This window comes from Bradyrhizobium sp. T-12 (genome assembly GCF_058314695.1).
On sequence record NZ_CM177756.1, the window covers coordinates 6,578,198 to 6,595,500 of the forward strand.

14 protein-coding genes are annotated in these 17,303 nt (G+C 65.3%); 1 reads left to right on the forward strand and 13 read right to left on the reverse strand.

What is annotated here, in order from left to right; all coding sequences use genetic code 11:
* Positions 1–44 precede the first annotated feature (44 nt).
* The 12 genes from AC0WRY_RS31365 to AC0WRY_RS31420 all read right to left on the reverse strand — a co-directional run bounded on the left by AC0WRY_RS31365 (position 45) and on the right by AC0WRY_RS31420 (position 13,037).
* Positions 45–341, reverse strand: a complete 297-nt coding sequence (locus AC0WRY_RS31365; RefSeq protein ID WP_246776362.1) for a DUF1488 family protein — start codon at positions 339–341, stop codon at positions 45–47.
* 58 nt (positions 342–399) lie between these two features.
* Complete coding sequence (locus tag AC0WRY_RS31370) at positions 400–1,869, reverse strand: AMP nucleosidase (protein WP_491122298.1); 1,470 nt, start codon at positions 1,867–1,869, stop codon at positions 400–402.
* 87 nt (positions 1,870–1,956) lie between these two features.
* A complete protein-coding gene (locus AC0WRY_RS31375; RefSeq protein ID WP_491122299.1) occupies positions 1,957–3,291 on the reverse strand; it encodes an HlyD family type I secretion periplasmic adaptor subunit in 1,335 nt (444 codons plus the stop codon).
* Entirely contained in the window at positions 3,288–5,036 is a 1,749-nt protein-coding gene (locus AC0WRY_RS31380; RefSeq protein WP_194404583.1) for a type I secretion system permease/ATPase, read from the reverse strand. Before AC0WRY_RS31380 ends, AC0WRY_RS31375 begins: the two co-directional genes overlap by 4 nt.
* A 260-nt stretch (positions 5,037–5,296) precedes the next feature.
* Entirely contained in the window at positions 5,297–5,566 is a 270-nt protein-coding gene (locus tag AC0WRY_RS31385) for a GlsB/YeaQ/YmgE family stress response membrane protein (protein WP_194404584.1), read from the reverse strand.
* Positions 5,567–5,679: 113 nt separating this feature from the next.
* Positions 5,680–6,657, reverse strand: coding sequence for an ABC transporter ATP-binding protein (locus AC0WRY_RS31390; RefSeq protein WP_194404585.1), 978 nt, complete (start codon positions 6,655–6,657; stop codon positions 5,680–5,682).
* Positions 6,654–8,069, reverse strand: coding sequence for an amidase (locus AC0WRY_RS31395; protein ID WP_491122300.1), 1,416 nt, complete (start codon positions 8,067–8,069; stop codon positions 6,654–6,656). Before AC0WRY_RS31395 ends, AC0WRY_RS31390 begins: the two co-directional genes overlap by 4 nt.
* Positions 8,066–8,263, reverse strand: a complete 198-nt coding sequence (locus tag AC0WRY_RS31400) for a hypothetical protein (protein WP_211415770.1) — start codon at positions 8,261–8,263, stop codon at positions 8,066–8,068. Before AC0WRY_RS31400 ends, AC0WRY_RS31395 begins: the two co-directional genes overlap by 4 nt.
* Positions 8,260–9,321, reverse strand: a complete 1,062-nt coding sequence (locus AC0WRY_RS31405) for an ABC transporter ATP-binding protein (protein WP_194404588.1) — start codon at positions 9,319–9,321, stop codon at positions 8,260–8,262. The genes AC0WRY_RS31400 and AC0WRY_RS31405 overlap by 4 nt, the downstream gene beginning before the upstream one ends.
* Before the next feature lie 2 nt (positions 9,322–9,323).
* Positions 9,324–10,226 (reverse strand): ABC transporter permease, encoded by a 903-nt coding sequence (locus tag AC0WRY_RS31410; protein WP_491122301.1) that lies wholly within the window; start codon positions 10,224–10,226, stop codon positions 9,324–9,326.
* A 1-nt stretch (position 10,227) separates the two neighbouring features.
* Positions 10,228–11,181, reverse strand: coding sequence for an ABC transporter permease (locus AC0WRY_RS31415; RefSeq protein WP_211415768.1), 954 nt, complete (start codon positions 11,179–11,181; stop codon positions 10,228–10,230).
* A 197-nt stretch (positions 11,182–11,378) separates the two neighbouring features.
* Positions 11,379–13,037, reverse strand: coding sequence for an ABC transporter substrate-binding protein (locus AC0WRY_RS31420; RefSeq protein ID WP_491122302.1), 1,659 nt, complete (start codon positions 13,035–13,037; stop codon positions 11,379–11,381).
* A 199-nt stretch (positions 13,038–13,236) separates the two neighbouring features.
* Here AC0WRY_RS31420 and AC0WRY_RS31425 point away from each other — a divergent pair, with 199 nt between their 5' ends.
* On the forward strand, positions 13,237–14,832 hold the full coding sequence (locus tag AC0WRY_RS31425; RefSeq protein ID WP_491122303.1) for an ABC transporter substrate-binding protein: 1,596 nt from the start codon (positions 13,237–13,239) through the stop codon (positions 14,830–14,832).
* A 122-nt stretch (positions 14,833–14,954) separates the two neighbouring features.
* Here the strand turns inward: AC0WRY_RS31425 and AC0WRY_RS31430 are convergent, their stop codons facing one another.
* Positions 14,955–17,186, reverse strand: a complete 2,232-nt coding sequence (locus tag AC0WRY_RS31430) for a CHASE2 domain-containing protein (protein WP_491122304.1) — start codon at positions 17,184–17,186, stop codon at positions 14,955–14,957.
* Between the last annotated feature and the right edge of the window lie 117 nt (positions 17,187–17,303).

The window sequence follows — 17,303 nt, forward strand, 5'->3', positions numbered from 1 at the left end:
ATTCCCCGCCTTCGCGCGGAATGACAGCAGCGAGTATGGCGACGTCACCGCCCCAAATGCCGCATGAAGATCCGCACCACATAGCCCTGCACTCGCGGCGCCTCGTCATAGATATCCGACGCGATCCGCTCGATGGTCTCGCGCAGCGACAGGAATTGCGCCTGGCGGGCGCTGCTTTCGGTGCCCTGCATGCCCGCGAGCTCGTCCATCGCCGCGTCGCTGATCTGGCATTGCACCGCCTCGCCGTCGTTCAGCATGGTGAAGCGAAAGGCCAGCCGTTCAAGGTCATGGCCAATGATCTTGTCGCGCGTCAGTGGCATCAAGTCGTCCCGGTCGAGCACCCCCGCCGGACAATGCTGAAAATCGCTCCGATTGTCAGCAGCAAAGAGCAATCTCGCCCTACTGGAACGCGACTTCGGCGAAACTGCGGAGCTTTCGCGAATGCAGCCGCTCCGATTCCTGCTGCTTGAGCCGCTCCAGCGCCTTCAGCCCGATCTCCAGATGCTGGCCGACGCGGCGGCGGTAAAACTCGCTGGCCATGCCCGCGAGTTTGATCTCGCCGTGCAGCGGCTTGTCGGAGACGCAGAGCAGCGTGCCGTAGGGCACGCGGAAGCGGTAGCCATTGGCGGCGATCGCGGCCGATTCCATGTCGAGCGCAACGGCGCGCGATTGCGACAGGCGGCGAATCACCTCAGGCCCCGAGATCTCCCAATTGCGATTGTCGACGCTCGCCACCGTCCCCGTGCGCATCAGGCGCTTGAGCTCGAAACCTTCGAGGCCGGTGACGTCCTCGACCGCCTCTTCGAGCGCGACCTGCATCTCGGCCAGCGCCGGAATCGGTACCCATAGCGGCAGCTCGCGGTCGAGCACGTGATCCTCGCGCACATAGCCGTGCGCGAGCACGTAGTCGCCGAGCCGCTGCGTGTTGCGCAGGCCCGCGCAATGGCCGAGCATCAACCAGGCATGCGGGCGCAGCACGGCGACGTGGTCGGTGACGTTGCGCGCGTTGGACGGGCCCGTGCCGATGTTGATCAGGGTGATGCCGCGGTAGTGCGGCGCGACCAGATGGAAGGCCGGCATTTGCGGTGCGCGAATAGGCGCGGTGCCGCTGATGGCGCCGCCATTGCGCATGATGATGTTGCCTGGCGCGACGAAGGATTCGAGTCCGGCCTCACCGGACTGGAGCCGCTCTTGGCAGGCCTGCGCAAAGGCGTCGACATAGAACTGGTAGTTGGTGAAGATGACGAAGTTCTGGAAATATTCGGGATCGGTGCCGGTGTAATGATAGAGCCGGCGCAGCGAGTAATCGACGCGGGCGGCGCGGAACAGCGACAGCGGCTCGGGCGCGCCGGGCTTGAGCTCGAACGTGCCGTCGGCGATGGAATCGTCCATGGTCGAGAGATCAGGCACGTCGAACGCATCGCGCAGCGATCGCGTCACGGGCGAGTTCTCGCTCGTGGTGATGGCGGCCTCGATGTTGATGTCGCGGCGATAGGCGAAGTGGATCGGGATCGGCTCGTTGGACTCACCGATCTCGACGGGCACGCCGTGATTCTGGATCAGGAGTCCGATCTGCTCGACGAGATAGCTGCGGAACAGATCCGGCCGCGTCACGCTGGTTTCATGCACGCCGGGCCCGGCGACGAAGCCGTAGGCGAGACGCGAATCCAGCCGCGCATGCGTCGCGGTGGTGATGCGCACGAAGGGATAATAGGCCCGCACCCGCGTCGTGATCGCCTCGCCGCCGACATAGGCCTCGAACCGGTCGCGCAGGAATTTTGTGTTGCGCTCGTAGATCTCCTCGAGGCGGGCGACGGCAAGGGATGCGTCGGAGAAGAATTCGGTGGCTATAACGGGAAGAGATTGCATGGTTCGACCGGCCGGGTTTCTGTTTGCAATGCCAGTATAGCAAACTGGCGGCCAAATCGTCATTGCGAGAGGACGCGCTTTCGCGCGTCACTTCTCCCTGAACGCCCGCATCAGCTGGTCATGCAGCGGCTTCATCAGATAGGACAGCATGGTGCGGTCGCCGGTCTGGACGAAGGCTTCCACGGGCATGCCGGGAATCATCTTGACGTCGCCGAGGCGGGCGATCTCTTCGGCCGGCATCGTGACGCGGATGGTGTAGTAGCTCTGGCCGGTGCGCTGGTCGGTGGTGACGTCGGGCGAGACGCGGCTGACGAGGCCATTGAGCTCGGGCGTCGTGCGCTGGTTAAAGGCGGAGAGGCGCAGCAGCGTCTTCTGGCCGATCTGGAGCTTGTCGATGTCGACCGGGTTGACCTTGGCCTCGACCTGGAGATCGTCCGCCTGCGGCACGATCAGCATGAGCGCGTCGCCGGCGGTGACGACACCGCCAACCGTGTGCACATTCGATTGCAGCACCATGCCATCCTGCGGCGCGCGGATGTCGATGCGGCGAAGCTGGTCTTCAGCCGCGACCTTGCGCTCGATCAGCTCGCCGATCTTGTCGTTGGTCTCGCGCAGATCCTTCGAGACCTCGCTCACCACGTCCTTGTCGACCTGGATGATCTGCAGCTCGGTCTCGGTGATCTTGCCCTTGGCCTGCGCGCGCGAGGCGATGTACTGCGCGCGCTCGCCGTTGAGGCGCGCCGAGTCGCGCTCGAGCTGGGTCAGGCGCGAGATCTGCACCAGACGCTTGTCATAGAGCTCCCGCACGCCGGTGAGCTCGTTCTGCACCAGCGCGATCTCCTGGTCCTTGGCCTTCTCCTGGGCGCTGAGACCGGCGATCTCCTCGTTGAGCTGCGTGATGCGCTCGCGCAACTGCGCCTTCTGTCCGGCGCGGCCGTTGACGCGGACGTCGAACAGCTTGGTTTCGGCGGAGAGCAGCAGCTTGACGTCGGGATCGCCAGCGCGATCGAGCAGGCTTTGCGGAAATTCGATCCTGTCGACGCCGCGCTGCTCGGCCTGCAATCGCGCCGCGCGCGCCTGCGCAGCGTCGAGATTCTTGCTGACGATGGCAAGGTTGGCCTTGGTGACGGTGTCGTCGAGCCGTACCACGATGTCACCGGCCTTGACCAGGTCGCCGTCGCGGGCGCGCACCTCGCCGACCACGCCGCCGGTCGGATGCTGCACCTTCTTGACGTTGGATTCGACCACGATCTGCCCCGGCGCGATCAGCGCGCCCGAGATCAGCACGGTGGACGCCCAGCCGCCGAGACCGACGACCAGGACCAGCACGATGCCAAGTCCGAGCAGGAGGTGAAACTTGATCGAGTCTCGAACGGTCTTCTTCGCTGCGGGCTTCGGACCGCCGATGGCCATCGTGCTCATGGTTTAGCCACTCCGCCTTCGCTGACGATCTTGATCGGTGCCGGCGGTGTCACGCGCGGCTGCAGCACCTGGGCGAGCACCTGATCCTTCGGGCCGAACGCCTGCATGCGGCCGTCGCGCAGCACCAGGACCTGGTCGACCGCCTCGACGCCGATCGGGCGGTGCGCCACCACGATGACGATGGCGCCGCGCTCGCGCGCGGCGCGCACGGCGCGGGTCAGCGCCTCATCGCCTTCGGTGTCGAGGTTGGAGTTGGGTTCGTCGAGCACGATCAGGAAAGGATTGCCGTAGAGCGCGCGCGCCAGCGCCACGCGCTGCGCCTGGCCCGCCGAGAGCGCGGTGCCCTGCTCGCCGACTTGCGTGTTGTAGCCCTCGCGCATCTTGATGATCATCTCGTGCACGCCGGCTTCCTTCGCCGCCGCGATGATGCCGTCGGACGTCGCCTCGGGATCGAACCGGCTGATGTTCTGGGCGATGGTGCCGCCGAACAATTCGACGTCCTGCGGCAGATAGCCGATGTGGCGGCCGAGCGCGTCGGACGACCATTGATCGAGCGCCGCGCCGTCGAGCCGCACCTTGCCGCGCACCGGCTGCCAGACCCCGACCAGCGCACGGATCAGCGACGACTTGCCGGAGCCGCTCGGGCCGATCACGCCGAGGCCGTTGCCGGCGGTGAGCGCGAAGGTGATGTCCTGCACGATGAGGCGCTGATCGCCGGGCGGCACCATGGCGACGCCTTCGACCGAGAGCCGGCTGGTGGGCGCCTGCAGCTGGGTCGGCATCGTCTGCGCCGGCATCTGCTCGAGGAGGCGCGTGAGGCGGTGCCAGCTCTGGCGTGCCGCAACGAAGGATTTCCAGTGCGCGATGGCGAGATCGACCGGCGCCAGCGCGCGGGCGGAGAGGATCGAGCCGGCGATGATGATGCCGGCCGTCGCTTCCTGGTGGATGACGAGATAAGCACCGACCGCGAGCACGGCCGATTGCAGCATCATGCGCAATACCTTCGCGACCGCGCCGAGACCGCCGGCGACGTCGCTGGCGCGCTGATTGCCCGCAAGGTATTTTTCGTTGGCCTCGCTCCAGCGCGCGTTCATCCGCCCGGCCATGCCCATCGACACCATGACTTCGGCGTTGCGGCGGCTGGCCTGCGCGAGATCGTTGCGCTGGGCGGCAAGGCCCATCGCCTCCTTCGCCGGCTGGCGGGACATGAACTCGGTGACCAGCGTCAGGCCGACCAGGATGATGGCGCCGACCAGAGCGGTGACGCCGATCATGACGTGGAAGGCGAAGCAGATGGCGAGATAGAGCGGCAGCCAGGGCAGGTCGAAGAACGCGCTCGGGCCCATGCCGCCGAGGAAGGAGCGGACATTGTCGAGATCGCGCAGCGGCTGGAGGCCTTCGTTGCGACTGCCGACCAGCAGCGGCAGGCGCACGACGGTGTCGAACACGCGCTTGTTGAGCGCCTCATCCAGCGCGGTGCCGATCCGCCCCAGGATCCGGTTGCGGATCATGTCGAGCACGCCCTGCGCCATGTAGAGGAAGCTGGCGAGGATGATGAGGCCGACCAGGGTGGGAATGCTGCGGCTCGGCAGCACCCGGTCGTAAACCTCCAGCATGAAGATCGACCCGGTAAGATAGAGCAGGTTGATCATGCAGCTCATCAAGCCGACGCCGATGAACGCCGTGCGACAGGCGCGCAAGGCGTCACCGAGCTCTGAACGGCGGACGCCAGGACCGGCTGCCATCAGTCTGATCTCTTTCGGCTGGGGGGCAAAGCCCCTGATTTCACGGGCAATTCAGGCTACTCGCCCCGGATTAACATCATGTTGGCGCGGCGTCCAACGCGGGCCGAGTTCATCCAGAACCCCCGAGGCCACATCTACCCCTGATGGCCCATCACGCAAGTCCGGTATTTCACAGTCTTTGCGGCTTTTTGGTGCAGCGACCGCCGCCTCTCCCCAGCAATGAGAGGCGGCAAGTTCCGATCGGTCGAACCGGGCGGCTGCTAGAGCCGGCCGCCACCCCGCACCAGCCGCACCACGAGCAGCAGGATCACCGCGCCGATGGCGGAGTAGACGATCTCGGAGACCAGGCCCGTGCCGAGACGAATGCCGAGCTTCGGAAACAGAAGGCTCGCCACCAGCGCACCGCAGATGCCGATCACGATGTCGCCGATAATGCCGAACCCGGCGCCCCGCACGATCTTGCCGGCAAGCCAGCCAGCGACGAGGCCGACGAACAGGATGACGAGCAGGCCTTCGTTTGAAATGTGCATCGTTGAGATCCCTCTCCTTCAATGCCCGGCATGGAACGGGAACCGGGATGAATGGGGTGTGAATGGCAGGATGAGGCTCCCGTTGCCGCGAACTTGGTTCACCGCATCCGAAACTATGACACCGCGGTGACGGGCTCCGCCAGCACACATCGCGCCGCCCGGCCCGGCCCGACCTCGACATTCGCAGGCAGTCGCTCCAAGCAACGCGGCTCGGCGAGCTTGCAGCGGGGGGCGAAGGAGCAGTTGTGCGGCTTCTCGGCCAGCGAGGGCGGCGTGCCGGGGATGGTTTCGAGGCGCTGTCCCCGCTTCGCACCGTGAACGGTCGAGGCAAGCAGGCCCTTGGCATAGGGATGCACCGGGGTGCGGACGATATCGCGAAGTGTCCCCTGCTCCACGATCTGGCCGGCATACATCACCGCGACACGGTCGCAGATCTCGATTGCAACGCCGATGTCATGGGTGACGAAGATCACGGACATCCCGAACTCGCGCTGCAATTCGCGCAGCAACAGAAGGATCTGGATCTGCACGGTGGCATCGAGCGCCGTGGTCGGCTCGTCCGCCAGCAGGATTTTTGGCCGGCAGGCCAACGCCAGCGCGATCATCGCGCGCTGGCGCATGCCGCCGGACATTTCGTGCGGATAGGCATCGAGCCGCCGCTTCGCCGAGGGAATGCGCACGACTTCGAGCATTTCCAGCGCGCGTGCCCTGCCCTCGGCGTAGCTTTTGCCCTCGTGGCGCACCACGCTCTCGGCGATCTGCGCGCCGATCGTGTAGACCGGATCGAGCGCGAGCGCGGGCTCCTGGAAGATCATCGAGACGGTCTGGCCGCGGAACGACGACAGCTGCTCGTCGTTCATGGCGAGCACGTCGCGGCCCATCACGTTGACCTTGCCCGAAATCTGCGTGCGTTTCTTCGGCAACAGCCGCATCAGCGCGCGCAAGGTCACGCTCTTGCCCGAACCGGACTCGCCGAGCAGTCCCAATACCTCGCCATCCCCCAGCGACAGGCTGAGATCGTTCACCGCATAGACCGTGCGCTCACCGGTGAAGCGAATGTTGAGGCCTGAGATCTCGACGAGCTTGGTCATGACGGCAGCTTCGGCAATCGATCGTGATAGTCGGTGACGCGCTGGAAGGCCGCGCCGATGGTGAGCAGGGTCGCTTCGTCGAACGAGCGGCCGATCAGCTGCATGCCGATCGGAAGACCGCTTCGGGTGAAGCCCGAGGGCACGGTGAGCGACGGCAGGCCGAGGAAGTTCACCGGGCGGGTGAACAGCGTCAGCCGCTGCAACAGCGCCGGCGCGTTCGGTCCGCCGCCGACATCGCTCTCCTCGATCGTCGGCGCCGGTACCGGCGAGGCAGGCGCGATCACCGCATCGACGCCCGCGGTGGCGGCATGGTGCGCAGCCAGGGCCGGACCGCGCCAGCGCATCGCCTCGAGATAGGTGATGGCGGGAACGGCGAGGCCGTTCTGCAGCCGCATCAGGACCTGGGGGCCATAATCCTGCGGACGCTCGATCATCCAGCGCTTGTGGAAGGCGGCCGCTTCCGCGGCGAGCACGAGCTGGCTCGCCGAGGACAATTGCCGCTGATCGGGCAGCTCGACCTTGACGATGTCGGCGCCCTCGCGCCTGAGCACCGCGATGGTCTCGTCGAGCACGCGCGCGACCTCGGCGTCGAGATCGTCGACATAGAACGAGGCGGGCACGCCGATCTTGAGGCCCTTCAACGAGCCCTTGGTGGCGGCGACGTAATCCGACAGCGGCTCGTGGCTGCAGGTGGAATCGGCGGGGTCAGCGCCGGCCATCAGCGCCAGCAACAGCGCGCAATCCTCGGCGGTGCGGGCCAGCGGGCCGACCGTGTCGAGCGATTGCGACAGCGGCATTGCACCGGCGCGACTGACACGGCTCCACGTGGTCTTGAGGCCGGTGACGCCGCAGAAATGCGCGGGCATTCGGATCGAGCCGCCGGTGTCCGAGCCGAGCGCCGCATAGGTCAGGCGCGCCGCGACCGCCGAGCCGGAGCCCGAGGACGAGCCACCGGTGATATGCGCGACGTTCCAGGGATTGCGCACCGGACCGTAATGCGCGTTGTGGCCGGTCGGGCCATAGGCGAATTCGGCGAGATGCAGCGTGCCGAGGCGGATCTGGCCGGCGTCCTTCAGCCGCTGCAAGGCGGTGGAGGTCACGGTCGGCACGAAGTCGCGGCGGATCAGCGAGCCGCAGGTCGCGACGTGGCCCGCGTCGTAATACATGTCCTTGTGCGCAAGCGGCACGCCATGCAGGGGACCGCGGACCTTGCCCTTGGCAAGCTCGGCGTCGGCGGCCTCGGCCGCCTTCAGCGCAGCCTCCGCCTCGACCGACATGAAGGCATTGAGATGCGGCTGCCACTGCCCGATGCGGTGCAGCAGTGCGCGCGTCACCTCATGCGAAGAGACCTGCTTCATCGCGATCGCACGTGCGACCTCGGTGAGCGTCATGAAGGCTGGCTCGAGGCTCATTTCGACACCTTTTGCGTCTGCGCGATCGGATAGAGCGCGGGCTCGAGATCGAACGGCAGCGTGCCGGCGATGGCCGCAAAGCCTTCGAAGGCGGGCCCTATCGAGTTGGAGATGCGGGTTGCGACCTCGTCGTCCACGGGCACGCCGGCGATCTGCGCCATCGGCCTGATCTCTTTCGGTGTCGGTCTCGTCATGCGGTTGTCTCCCTGGGCGCGCGGCTATGGCCTGAACCCGGAATTGCCATGTAGCACGCGGCCTCGTGGCCCATTCTATCGAGCGCGGTGAGCTTTGGTGTCGCATTTGCGCAGAGCGGCTCCGCAAACGGGCAACGGGTGTGGAAGCGGCAACCCGAGGGCGGATCGATCGGATTGGGCGGATCGCCCGTGATCGGCGGCGTCTCGGTGCGCCTGTCAGGGTCGGAGGACGGCATCGCAGCAAGCAGCGCGCGCGTATAGGGATGCGCAGGGCTATCCCAGACCTGATCGACCGGCCCGAGCTCGACGACCTCGCCGAGATACATCACCAGCACGCGGTCGCTAATGTATCGGACGACGTTGAGGTCGTGGCTGATGAAGAGATAAGTCAGTCCGAACTCGCGCTTGAGATCGGCGAGCAGATTGAGCACCTGTGCCTCGACAGATTTGTCGAGCGCGGAGACGGCTTCATCCAGGATCACCAATCGCGGCGACAGCGCCAGCGCCCGCGCGATGTTGACGCGCTGGCGCTGGCCGCCGGAGATCTCGTGCGGATAGCGATTGGCGAAGTTTTCGGGGCGTAAGCCCACCTTACCGAGCAGCTCGCGCGCGAGGGTGCGTGCCGCGCCGTCGGCCATGCCGTGGACTTTTGGGCCGAAGGCGATGGATTCTTCGATTGTGAGGCGCGGATTGAGCGAGGCGTAGGAATCCTGGAACACCATCTGCATGCCGCGCCGCAGCTCGCGCAAGCTCAGCGACTGACCCACGGTCATGCCGTCATAGATGATGTCGCCGGTATCGCGCGGCATCAGGTGCATCAGAAGCCGCGCAGTGGTCGACTTGCCGCAACCGGATTCACCGACGATGCCGACGGTCTCGCCCTTGGCGACGGCAAAGGAGACATTGTCGACGGCGCGCACGGTGCGTTTGGCGGCGAACAGCCCGCCGCGCACCGGAAAATGCTTGGTCAGCCCGTTGACCTGCAGCAGCGGCTGCGCGGCGCCGCCGCGGTCTTCGACCGGCTCGAGCATGGAGACAGATGCGTTGCTCTCGCTCATGGCTAGTTCCTGATGTCCATGGCGCTGCGCAGGCCGTCCGAGAGCAGGTTGAAGCAGATCGACACCGCGAAGATCATCGCGCCCGGCAAGGCCGCGACCCAGGGATTGACATAGATCGCGGTGCGCAAGGTGTTCAGCATCAGGCCCCATTCCGGCTCCGGCGGCTTGGTGCCGAGGCCGAGGAAGGACAGACCGGCCGCCAGGATCATCGAAACCGAGATCAGGCTCGTGGCGTAGACGAAGATCGAACCCAGTACGTTGCCGAGGATGTGCACGCGCATGATGGTGAAGGGCCCGGCACCCGAGGCGCGCGCGGCTTCGACGAAATCCATGTTGCGGACGCCTGTCGTGACGCTTTCGGCGACGCGGGTGATCTGCGGCACGAACACGACGGTCAGCGACACGATGGAGTTGAGGATGCCGGCGCCCAATGCGCCGGAGATCGCGATCGCCAGCAACACCGAGGGGAACGCATAAAACACGTCGATCGTGCGCATGATCGCGGTGTTGAGCTTGCCGCCGACATAACCGGCGACGAGGCCGAGCGAGGTGCCGATGCCGAAAGCGAGGATCACGGGCAGGATGCCGATCACCAGCGACAGCCGGCCGCCATAGACCAGCCGCGCCAGCATGTCGCGGCCAAGCTCGTCGGTGCCGAGCGGATAACCTGACGTGCCGATGTGGCGCAGGCGGCGGATCATCGAGCCCTTGTAGGCGTCCTCGAGACCCAGCCACGGCGCGAGAATCGCCGAGAGGAAGATCAGCAGCAGCACCAGCGCGCAGGCCATGCTGACCTTGTCGCGGGCGATGCGGCGGCCGACGGTCGCCCAATAGCCCCGCGCCTTGGTCGCAGGCGCGGCCTGCAGAGCGGCGTCAGTGGTGGCGATTAGCGGAAGCTCGCTCATCTCAGCCCCGCTTGATGCGCGGGTCGATCGCGGCTTGCGCGATGTCGACCAGGAGATTGAGGAAGACGAAGAACAGCGCGAGGATCAGGATCGTGCCCTGGAGCAGCGGCAGGTCGCGCTGGAAAATCGCGGAGTTGAGCAGGAAGCCCGAGCCCGGCCAGGAGAACACCGTCTCGATCAGGATGGAGCCGCCCAGCATGTAGCCGAGCTGGAGCCCCATCACCGCCAGCGCGGTCGGCGCGGCGTTCTTGATGACGTGGCGGAACACGCCGCGCTCGTGCAGCCCCTTGGCGCGCAAGGCCTCGACAAAATCCTGGCTGAGGATGTCGCCGGTGAGTGCGCGGACGGTGCGGGTGACGATGCCCATGGGAATCACCGAGGTCGTGATCGCCGGCAGCACCAGATATTTCAGATGGGCCCAGTCCCACGCCCAGGAGTTGGAGCCATTGGGCCCGGCGCCGACCGCGGGGAGCCAGTTGAGCTGCACCGAGAAGATGATGACGAGCAGCATGCCGAGCCAGTAATGCGGCACCGACACGCCGGCGATGGCGAAGGAGGTCGCGACCTTGTCGATCCAAGTCTCGCGGAAATAACCGGCGATCAGGCCGAGCAGGATGCCCATCGTGAAGCCGATGATGGCGGCCGCGATCGCGAGCGTCACGGTGTTGCCGACCGCACGCATGACCTCGGCCAGAACGGGGCGCCCGGTGGCGATGGAATTGCCGAGATCGCCATGCAGGGCACGGAGCAGCCAAAGTCCGAACTGCACCGGCAGCGGGCGGTCGAAGCCATAGGCGGTGCGCAGCTGCGCGGCGAGCTCCTGCGAGGCATCTGCGGGGAGCACCGCAACGAGCGGATCACCCGGCGTGATGTGCACGAGCAGGAAACACACCAGCGCGACGCTGATGACGATCGGGACGACATAGACGATGCGTCTGGCGATATAGGCGAGCACGTTTGGTTCTTTCTTCCTTCTCCCCTTGTGGGAGAAGGTGGCGCGCACTTGGCGCGCCGGATGAGGGGTCGTCTCCGCGGACGATCTTGCAACGGTCGAGGGGTCTGCTCCAGCGGAGAGAGACCCCTCACCCGGCTTCGCTTTGCGAAGCCACCCTCTCCCACAAGGGCAGAGGGTGCATCGCGCAAGCCGCTAGACTACTGCACGATCGACACCGGCGAGAAGTCGATGAACCAGCTCTTCGGCTGCACGACGCCTGTGACCTTCGGGCTCATCGCGCGCGGGCCGACGTCGTGGGCGACGTAGAGGAAGGCGGCGTCGTCGACGGAGGCCGCGTGCAGTTCGGCGAGCGCGGCGTCGCGCGCGGCGGGGTCGAAGGTCTGCCGCGCCTTCTTTACCAGCTCATCGAACTTGGGATTGTTGATGAAACCCCAATTGTTCGAGACCGGCGGCGCCATGCCCGACTGCAGGAAGCGCACCAGCGCGAAGAACGGGTCCATCGCGGCATAGGTGACGTTGGTAGCGTTCGAGCCGTTGGCGCTGGGATCCTTGGCGCCGCGGCGCCAGTTGGTGAACAGCGTGTTCCACTCGATGACGTCAAGCTTCACGTCGAAATAGCATTCGGCGAGCGCCTGCTGCAGATATTCGTTCATCGCCAGCGGCTGCATCTGGCCGGAGCCGGAGGCCGAGGTCTGCGTCTTCACCGTCAGCTTCTTGTTTGGGCCGAAGCCCGCTTCCTGCATCAGCTTCTGGGCGGCGGCCTTGTCGTATTTGATCTCGAAGCTCGGCTTGCCGCGCCAGGGATGACCGGGCTCGAAGGTGCCGGTCGCGGGCACCATCAGTCCGGCAAGCAGGCCGTCCTTGAGGCCTTCGCGATCGATGCAGAGATTCGCGGCCTTGCGCACGCGGATGTCGTTCCAGGGCGAGCCCTCGACGCGCGAGAATTGCCAGGGCCAGACATGCGGCTGCTCGTTGGCGTAGAGCTTGAAGCCGCGCTGCTTGAGCTCGGGCAGCGCATCCGGCGCCGGCGCCTCGACCCAATCGACCTGCCCGGAGAGCAGCGCCGCGGTGCGCGCGTTGGCTTCCGGCATCGGCAGCAGCACCATCTTGTCGATCTTGGGCACGCGTGCCTTGTCCCAATAGCTCGCGTTCTTCACCAGCTCGAGCCGCTCGCGCGGCGTGAAGCTCGCCATCTTCCACGGGCCGGTGCCGGCGGCGTCCTTGGCAAACGCGGTCCAGGCCGCCTGCGACTTCGCCTTGGCGTCAGCGCCTTCCGCCTTGTCGTAGAAGTGCTGCCACTTCGCCGGGCTCGCCATGAACAAATTGGTGAGGTTGATCGGCAGGAAGCTGTCGGGCTCCTTGGTGGTGAGCTCGACCGTCATGTCGTCGATCTTCTTCGCCGAGGCCAGCGTCGGCATGCGCGAGGCCGTGACGCCGACCTGGCTGGCGTCGAATTGCGGCGCGTCCTGCTTCAAGACCTTCTCGACGTTCCATACCACCGCATCCGCGTTGAACGGCGTGCCGTCGTGGAAGGTCACGCCGGGACGCAGCTTGAAGATCCACTTGGTCTTGTCGGCATCGTCGACCTTCCACTCGGTGGCAAGGCCGGGGATCACCACGCTCGCCTTTTCGGCAGACGACAGGTCCCAGCCGGTAAGCGCGTCGTACATGGTGAGGCCGGTGAAGCGATTGCCTTCAAAACCCTGATCGGGCTGGCCCAGCGTGCGCGGAATATCGGCAGCGGTCATGCCGATGCGCAGCACGGTCTCCGCGCTGACCGCACGCGGCCAGGCCGCCGCAGTCGTTAGAGCGAGCACCGCGATCAATGCCGCGCGTGTGTTCTTCTTCGTAAGCATCGCCTCAATCCTTTTCCGGCTTCGATGACTATTTTTGATGCAATCGTATGCAATGGCTATGCCAGAGAGAAACTTATTCTGCAATTTGGCCCTGCGACGACAAGTCCTTGTGTGCCGGAGGCGGGTGTACGCGCCGCGCTGCCTATTCTGGCATCAAGATTGCCGGTTCGCTCCCGCAATCCCCTGGGAGTTCTAGGCCATGCGTATCCGTCTATCGATTTGTCTCGCCGTGCTTGCGCTGGCGTCGTCCGCAATCTCGACGCGCGCCGAAACCGTGGTGCGCTACGGCATCTCGATGGCAGACATTCCGCTGACCACGGGTCAACCCGATCGCGGTGCCGGCGCCTATCAGTTCACGGCTTACACGATCTACGATCCGCTGGTCGCCTGGGAGATGGACGTCGCCGACCGGCCCGGCAAGCTGGTGCCGGGGCTTGCGACCGAGTGGAAGGTGGATGACGAGGACAAGACCAAGTGGCGCTTCACGCTGCGCAAGGGCGTGACCTTTCACGACGGCAGCGCGTTCAATGCCGATGCGGTGATCTGGAATCTGGACAAGGTGCTCAACGACAAGGCGCCGCAATTCGACAAGCGCCAGAGCGCGCAGGTGAAGACCCGCCTGCCCTCCGTCGCCAGCTACGCCAGGATCGACGATTTCACGGTGGAGATCACCACCAAGACGGTCGATTCCTTCTTCCCCTATCAGATGCTGTGGTTTCTGGTGTCGAGCCCCGCGCAGTACGACAAGCTCGGCAAGGATTGGGACAAGTTCGCCGGCCAGCCCTCCGGCACCGGGCCGTTCAAGCTGACAAAACTCGTACCGCGCGAGCTCGCCGAGCTCAGCAAGAATCCTGACTATTGGAATAAGAAGCGCATTCCCAAGGCCGACAAGATCGTGCTGGTGCCGATGCCGGAAGCGCTGACGCGCACCAATGCGCTGCTCGCGGGCCAGGTCGATCTGATCGAGACGCCGGCACCGGACGCGGTGCCACAGCTCAAAGCCGCCGGCATGAAGCTCGTCGACAACGTCACGCCGCATGTCTGGAATTATCACCTGTCCGTGCTGCCGGGCTCGCCCTGGACCGACATCCGCCTGCGCAAGGCGCTGAACCTTGCGATCGACCGCGACGCCGTGGTGGGTTTGATGAACGGCCTCGCCAAGCCCGCCAAGGGCCAGGTCGACCCGTCCAGCCCGTGGTTCGGCAAGCCGAGCTTCGAGCTGAAATACGACCTCGCCGCCGCGAAAAAGCTCGTCGAGGAAGCCGGCTACTCCAAGGCGAAGCCGCTGAAGGCTACCTTCATCATCGCGCAAGGCGGCACCGGCCAGATGCTGTCTCTGCCGATGAACGAATTCCTGCAGCAGAGCTTCAAGGAGATCGGCATCGACATCGACTTCAAGGTGGTCGAGCTCGAGACGCTCTACACGCATTGGCGCAAGGGCGCGGCCGACGAGATCAACGCCGGCATCACCGCCAACAACATCGCCTATGTCAGCTCGGACCCGCTCTACGCTATCGTCCGCTTCTTCCATTCCGGCCAGATCGCGCCCGTGGGCGTCAACTGGGGCGGCTACAAGAACCCGAAAGTCGACGCGCTGATCGACGAGGCCAAGCAGACCTTCAATGCCGCCAAACAGGACGAGTTGCTGGCGCAGGCGCACGCTTTGATCGTCGACGATGCCGCGCTGGTCTGGGTCGTCCACGACACCAACCCGCACGCGCTGTCGCCGAAGGTGAAGCAATTCGTGCAGGCCCAGCACTGGTTTCAGGATCTGACCACGATCGGGATGGAGTGAAGGCCGCGATCACCGCTGCCGTACGGTGGGCAAAGCGTAAGCGTGCCCACCAATTCAACATTGCGGAGTGAGATCGTGGGCACGGCGCTTCTCACAAGTGGACTGGCTACACGCTCGAAACACTACTTCGTCAGCAGCGCGTACGCCCCGGTCCAGCCCTCCGGCGGCGGGTTGAGTTGGAAATCCTCGATCCGAGCCTCGTAGAGCCTGAACAGCTTCTCCAGGGTGTCGGCGTCCTCGCTTCGGCGGCCGCGCTCGATCGCATCGAGCGCGCCCTGCCAGTCGCGGCCGCGATAGCAGCCTAGCATCTCGATGGTGATGTTGCGCAGGCGCTGGAAGGCGGCCGAATGCATCACGTCCTCGCGTCCGGCGATGGCGTAGATCACCTCCGGCTCGGTCTTGCCCTTGACCATGATGAAGTCGAGCTCGAGGATCGCGAACCTGTCCTTGGCGGCGAGCGCCGTGCGGGAGCCGACGATGATGGGAAAACCGTATTCCTTCGACTGGCCTTCCAGCCGCGAGGCGAGGTTCACGCTGTCGCCGAGCACCGAATAGTTCTTCTTCAGGTCGGAGCCCATGTTGCCGACCACGCCGATGCCGGTGTTGAGACCGATGCCGACATTGAGCGGGATGTAGACGCGGCCGCCTTCGGCGGCTTCCTCCTCGCGCTCCCTGTTGACCGTGTCGATCTTCTCCAGCATCTGAATCGCGGCCTCGCAGGCGTTGACCTCGTGCTCGGCATCGTCGAGCGGCGCGTTCCAGAACGCCATGATGGCGTCGCCCATGTATTTGTCGATATAGCCCTTTCGTTCGATGATGACGTCGGTCAGCGGCGTCAGGAACCGGTTCATCAGCGCAATCAGGCCTTGCGGGTCGTGCTTGTAGCTCTCCGAGATCGTGGTGAAGCCGCGCACGTCGGAGAACATGATCGTCATCTCGCGCTCCTCGCCGCCGAGCACCAGCTTTTCCGGCGACTGCGCCAGCTGCTCGACCAGGACCGGCGACATGTATTGCGCGAACTGCCCACGGATCTGCACGCGCTGGCGCTGCTCGCGGACGAAGCTGGCGAAGATCAGCGTCAGGTAGACCGCCGTGGTCGAGAGCAGCGGATAGGTGAAATCGATGAGGTAGCGGTACTGCGCGTAGAAGAACCAGGACACGCCGACCAGGATGGCGGCGAAGGTCGCACCTGCAAGCACGAGGCGCACGGGACCGAGATTGGGCGTGAAGATGATCACCAGCAGGCCGATGATCAACGCCGCGAGCAATTCGACGCCGAGCGCGTAATTCGGCTGCGAGATCACCGCGCCGCTCAGCACGCTCTCCAGCACCTGGGCATGAATCTCGACCCCCGGCATGGTTGCGGACACCGGCGTGGTCTTGATGTCGTTAAGCCCGGCTGCGGAGGTTCCGACCAGCACCAGCTTGCCGGCAAACCTGCCCGGCGGCTCGCTGTTGTCGAGCACGTCGGCCGCCGAGACATAGATCGAGGGATCCCGACGCGCGTAGTGCACCCAGAACTGGCCGTTCTTGTCGGTGGGGATCTCGACGCCCTTGAGGCGGATCGACCTGACACCGGTCTTGTCGGTCCGGACCAGCAGCGTCGGCGTGCCCGTGACGACGCGCAGGATCTCGAGGCTGAGCGAGGGCATGATGTTGCCCTGTGCGCGCATGATCATCGGCACGCGGCGGATGAACCCGTCCCGCTCTTTCCTGATCGAAAACAGGCCGCGGCCGGCTGCAACCTTCTCGATGACAGGCACGTTGCGCAGCAAGCCCGGAAATTCGAACAGGAAGCGTTCGGCCCCCTCCTCGCCGACCGTCGCCACCCCGGTAAACGGCAGCGATTTGTCCAGCTCCGACAAGACGGACGGAAGCCCGGTCTCGCCCAGCACCACGCGCGAGCGCTTGATGGCGTCGGCGAGAATCTGGTCGTTGGTCGGCAGCTCGCGCAGCTTGGCGCGGGTGGCATCGTCGAGATAGCGCATCTGGTTCGCGACCAGATCCGGGTTGAGCCGGTCGGGTTCGGAGAACACCACGTCGAAGCCGATCGCCACCGCGCCGCTATTGGTGAGGTTCTGGATCAGATCGGCGATCCGCGTGCGCGGCCACGGCCACTGCCCGAGCTTGGCCAGGCTCTTGTCGTCGATGTCGACGATCACGACCGGACGCGCCGCCTTGTGGCGCGGGTCGATCAGCTGGAACATGTCGAAGGTGCGCAGCCGCAATTCCTGGATCGGCGGCGGATCCCACAGGCGCGCGCCGGCGAACAGCACCAGCAGCGCAAGGCACATGAGCCGCGCGAAGCCCAGCTTCCGCGCAAACCACCGCCGCAGGATCTTGAGACGTTTCATTCCAATCGGACTTCCTGGCCTGCACCATGCCGTGCGTGCCGATCATGGAGCGTCGGCGCGCGGTTGGCTATTCCCCGAACGCCAGGAACTAAGGGTTTTTTGCTGCGGTCAAGGTGG

Coding starts and splice junctions, on each gene's coding strand:
- AC0WRY_RS31370 (WP_491122298.1), bottom strand. CDS start 1,869: ATGCAATCTCTTCCCGTTATAGCCACCGAATTCTTCTCCGACGCATCC.
- AC0WRY_RS31375 (WP_491122299.1), bottom strand. CDS start 3,291: ATGAGCACGATGGCCATCGGCGGTCCGAAGCCCGCAGCGAAGAAGACC.
- AC0WRY_RS31380 (WP_194404583.1), bottom strand. CDS start 5,036: ATGGCAGCCGGTCCTGGCGTCCGCCGTTCAGAGCTCGGTGACGCCTTG.
- AC0WRY_RS31385 (WP_194404584.1), bottom strand. CDS start 5,566: ATGCACATTTCAAACGAAGGCCTGCTCGTCATCCTGTTCGTCGGCCTC.
- AC0WRY_RS31390 (WP_194404585.1), bottom strand. CDS start 6,657: ATGACCAAGCTCGTCGAGATCTCAGGCCTCAACATTCGCTTCACCGGT.
- AC0WRY_RS31395 (WP_491122300.1), bottom strand. CDS start 8,069: ATGAGCCTCGAGCCAGCCTTCATGACGCTCACCGAGGTCGCACGTGCG.
- AC0WRY_RS31400 (WP_211415770.1), bottom strand. CDS start 8,263: ATGACGAGACCGACACCGAAAGAGATCAGGCCGATGGCGCAGATCGCC.
- AC0WRY_RS31405 (WP_194404588.1), bottom strand. CDS start 9,321: ATGAGCGAGAGCAACGCATCTGTCTCCATGCTCGAGCCGGTCGAAGAC.
- AC0WRY_RS31410 (WP_491122301.1), bottom strand. CDS start 10,226: ATGAGCGAGCTTCCGCTAATCGCCACCACTGACGCCGCTCTGCAGGCC.
- AC0WRY_RS31420 (WP_491122302.1), bottom strand. CDS start 13,037: ATGCTTACGAAGAAGAACACACGCGCGGCATTGATCGCGGTGCTCGCT.
- AC0WRY_RS31425 (WP_491122303.1), top strand. CDS start 13,237: ATGCGTATCCGTCTATCGATTTGTCTCGCCGTGCTTGCGCTGGCGTCG.
- AC0WRY_RS31430 (WP_491122304.1), bottom strand. CDS start 17,186: ATGAAACGTCTCAAGATCCTGCGGCGGTGGTTTGCGCGGAAGCTGGGC.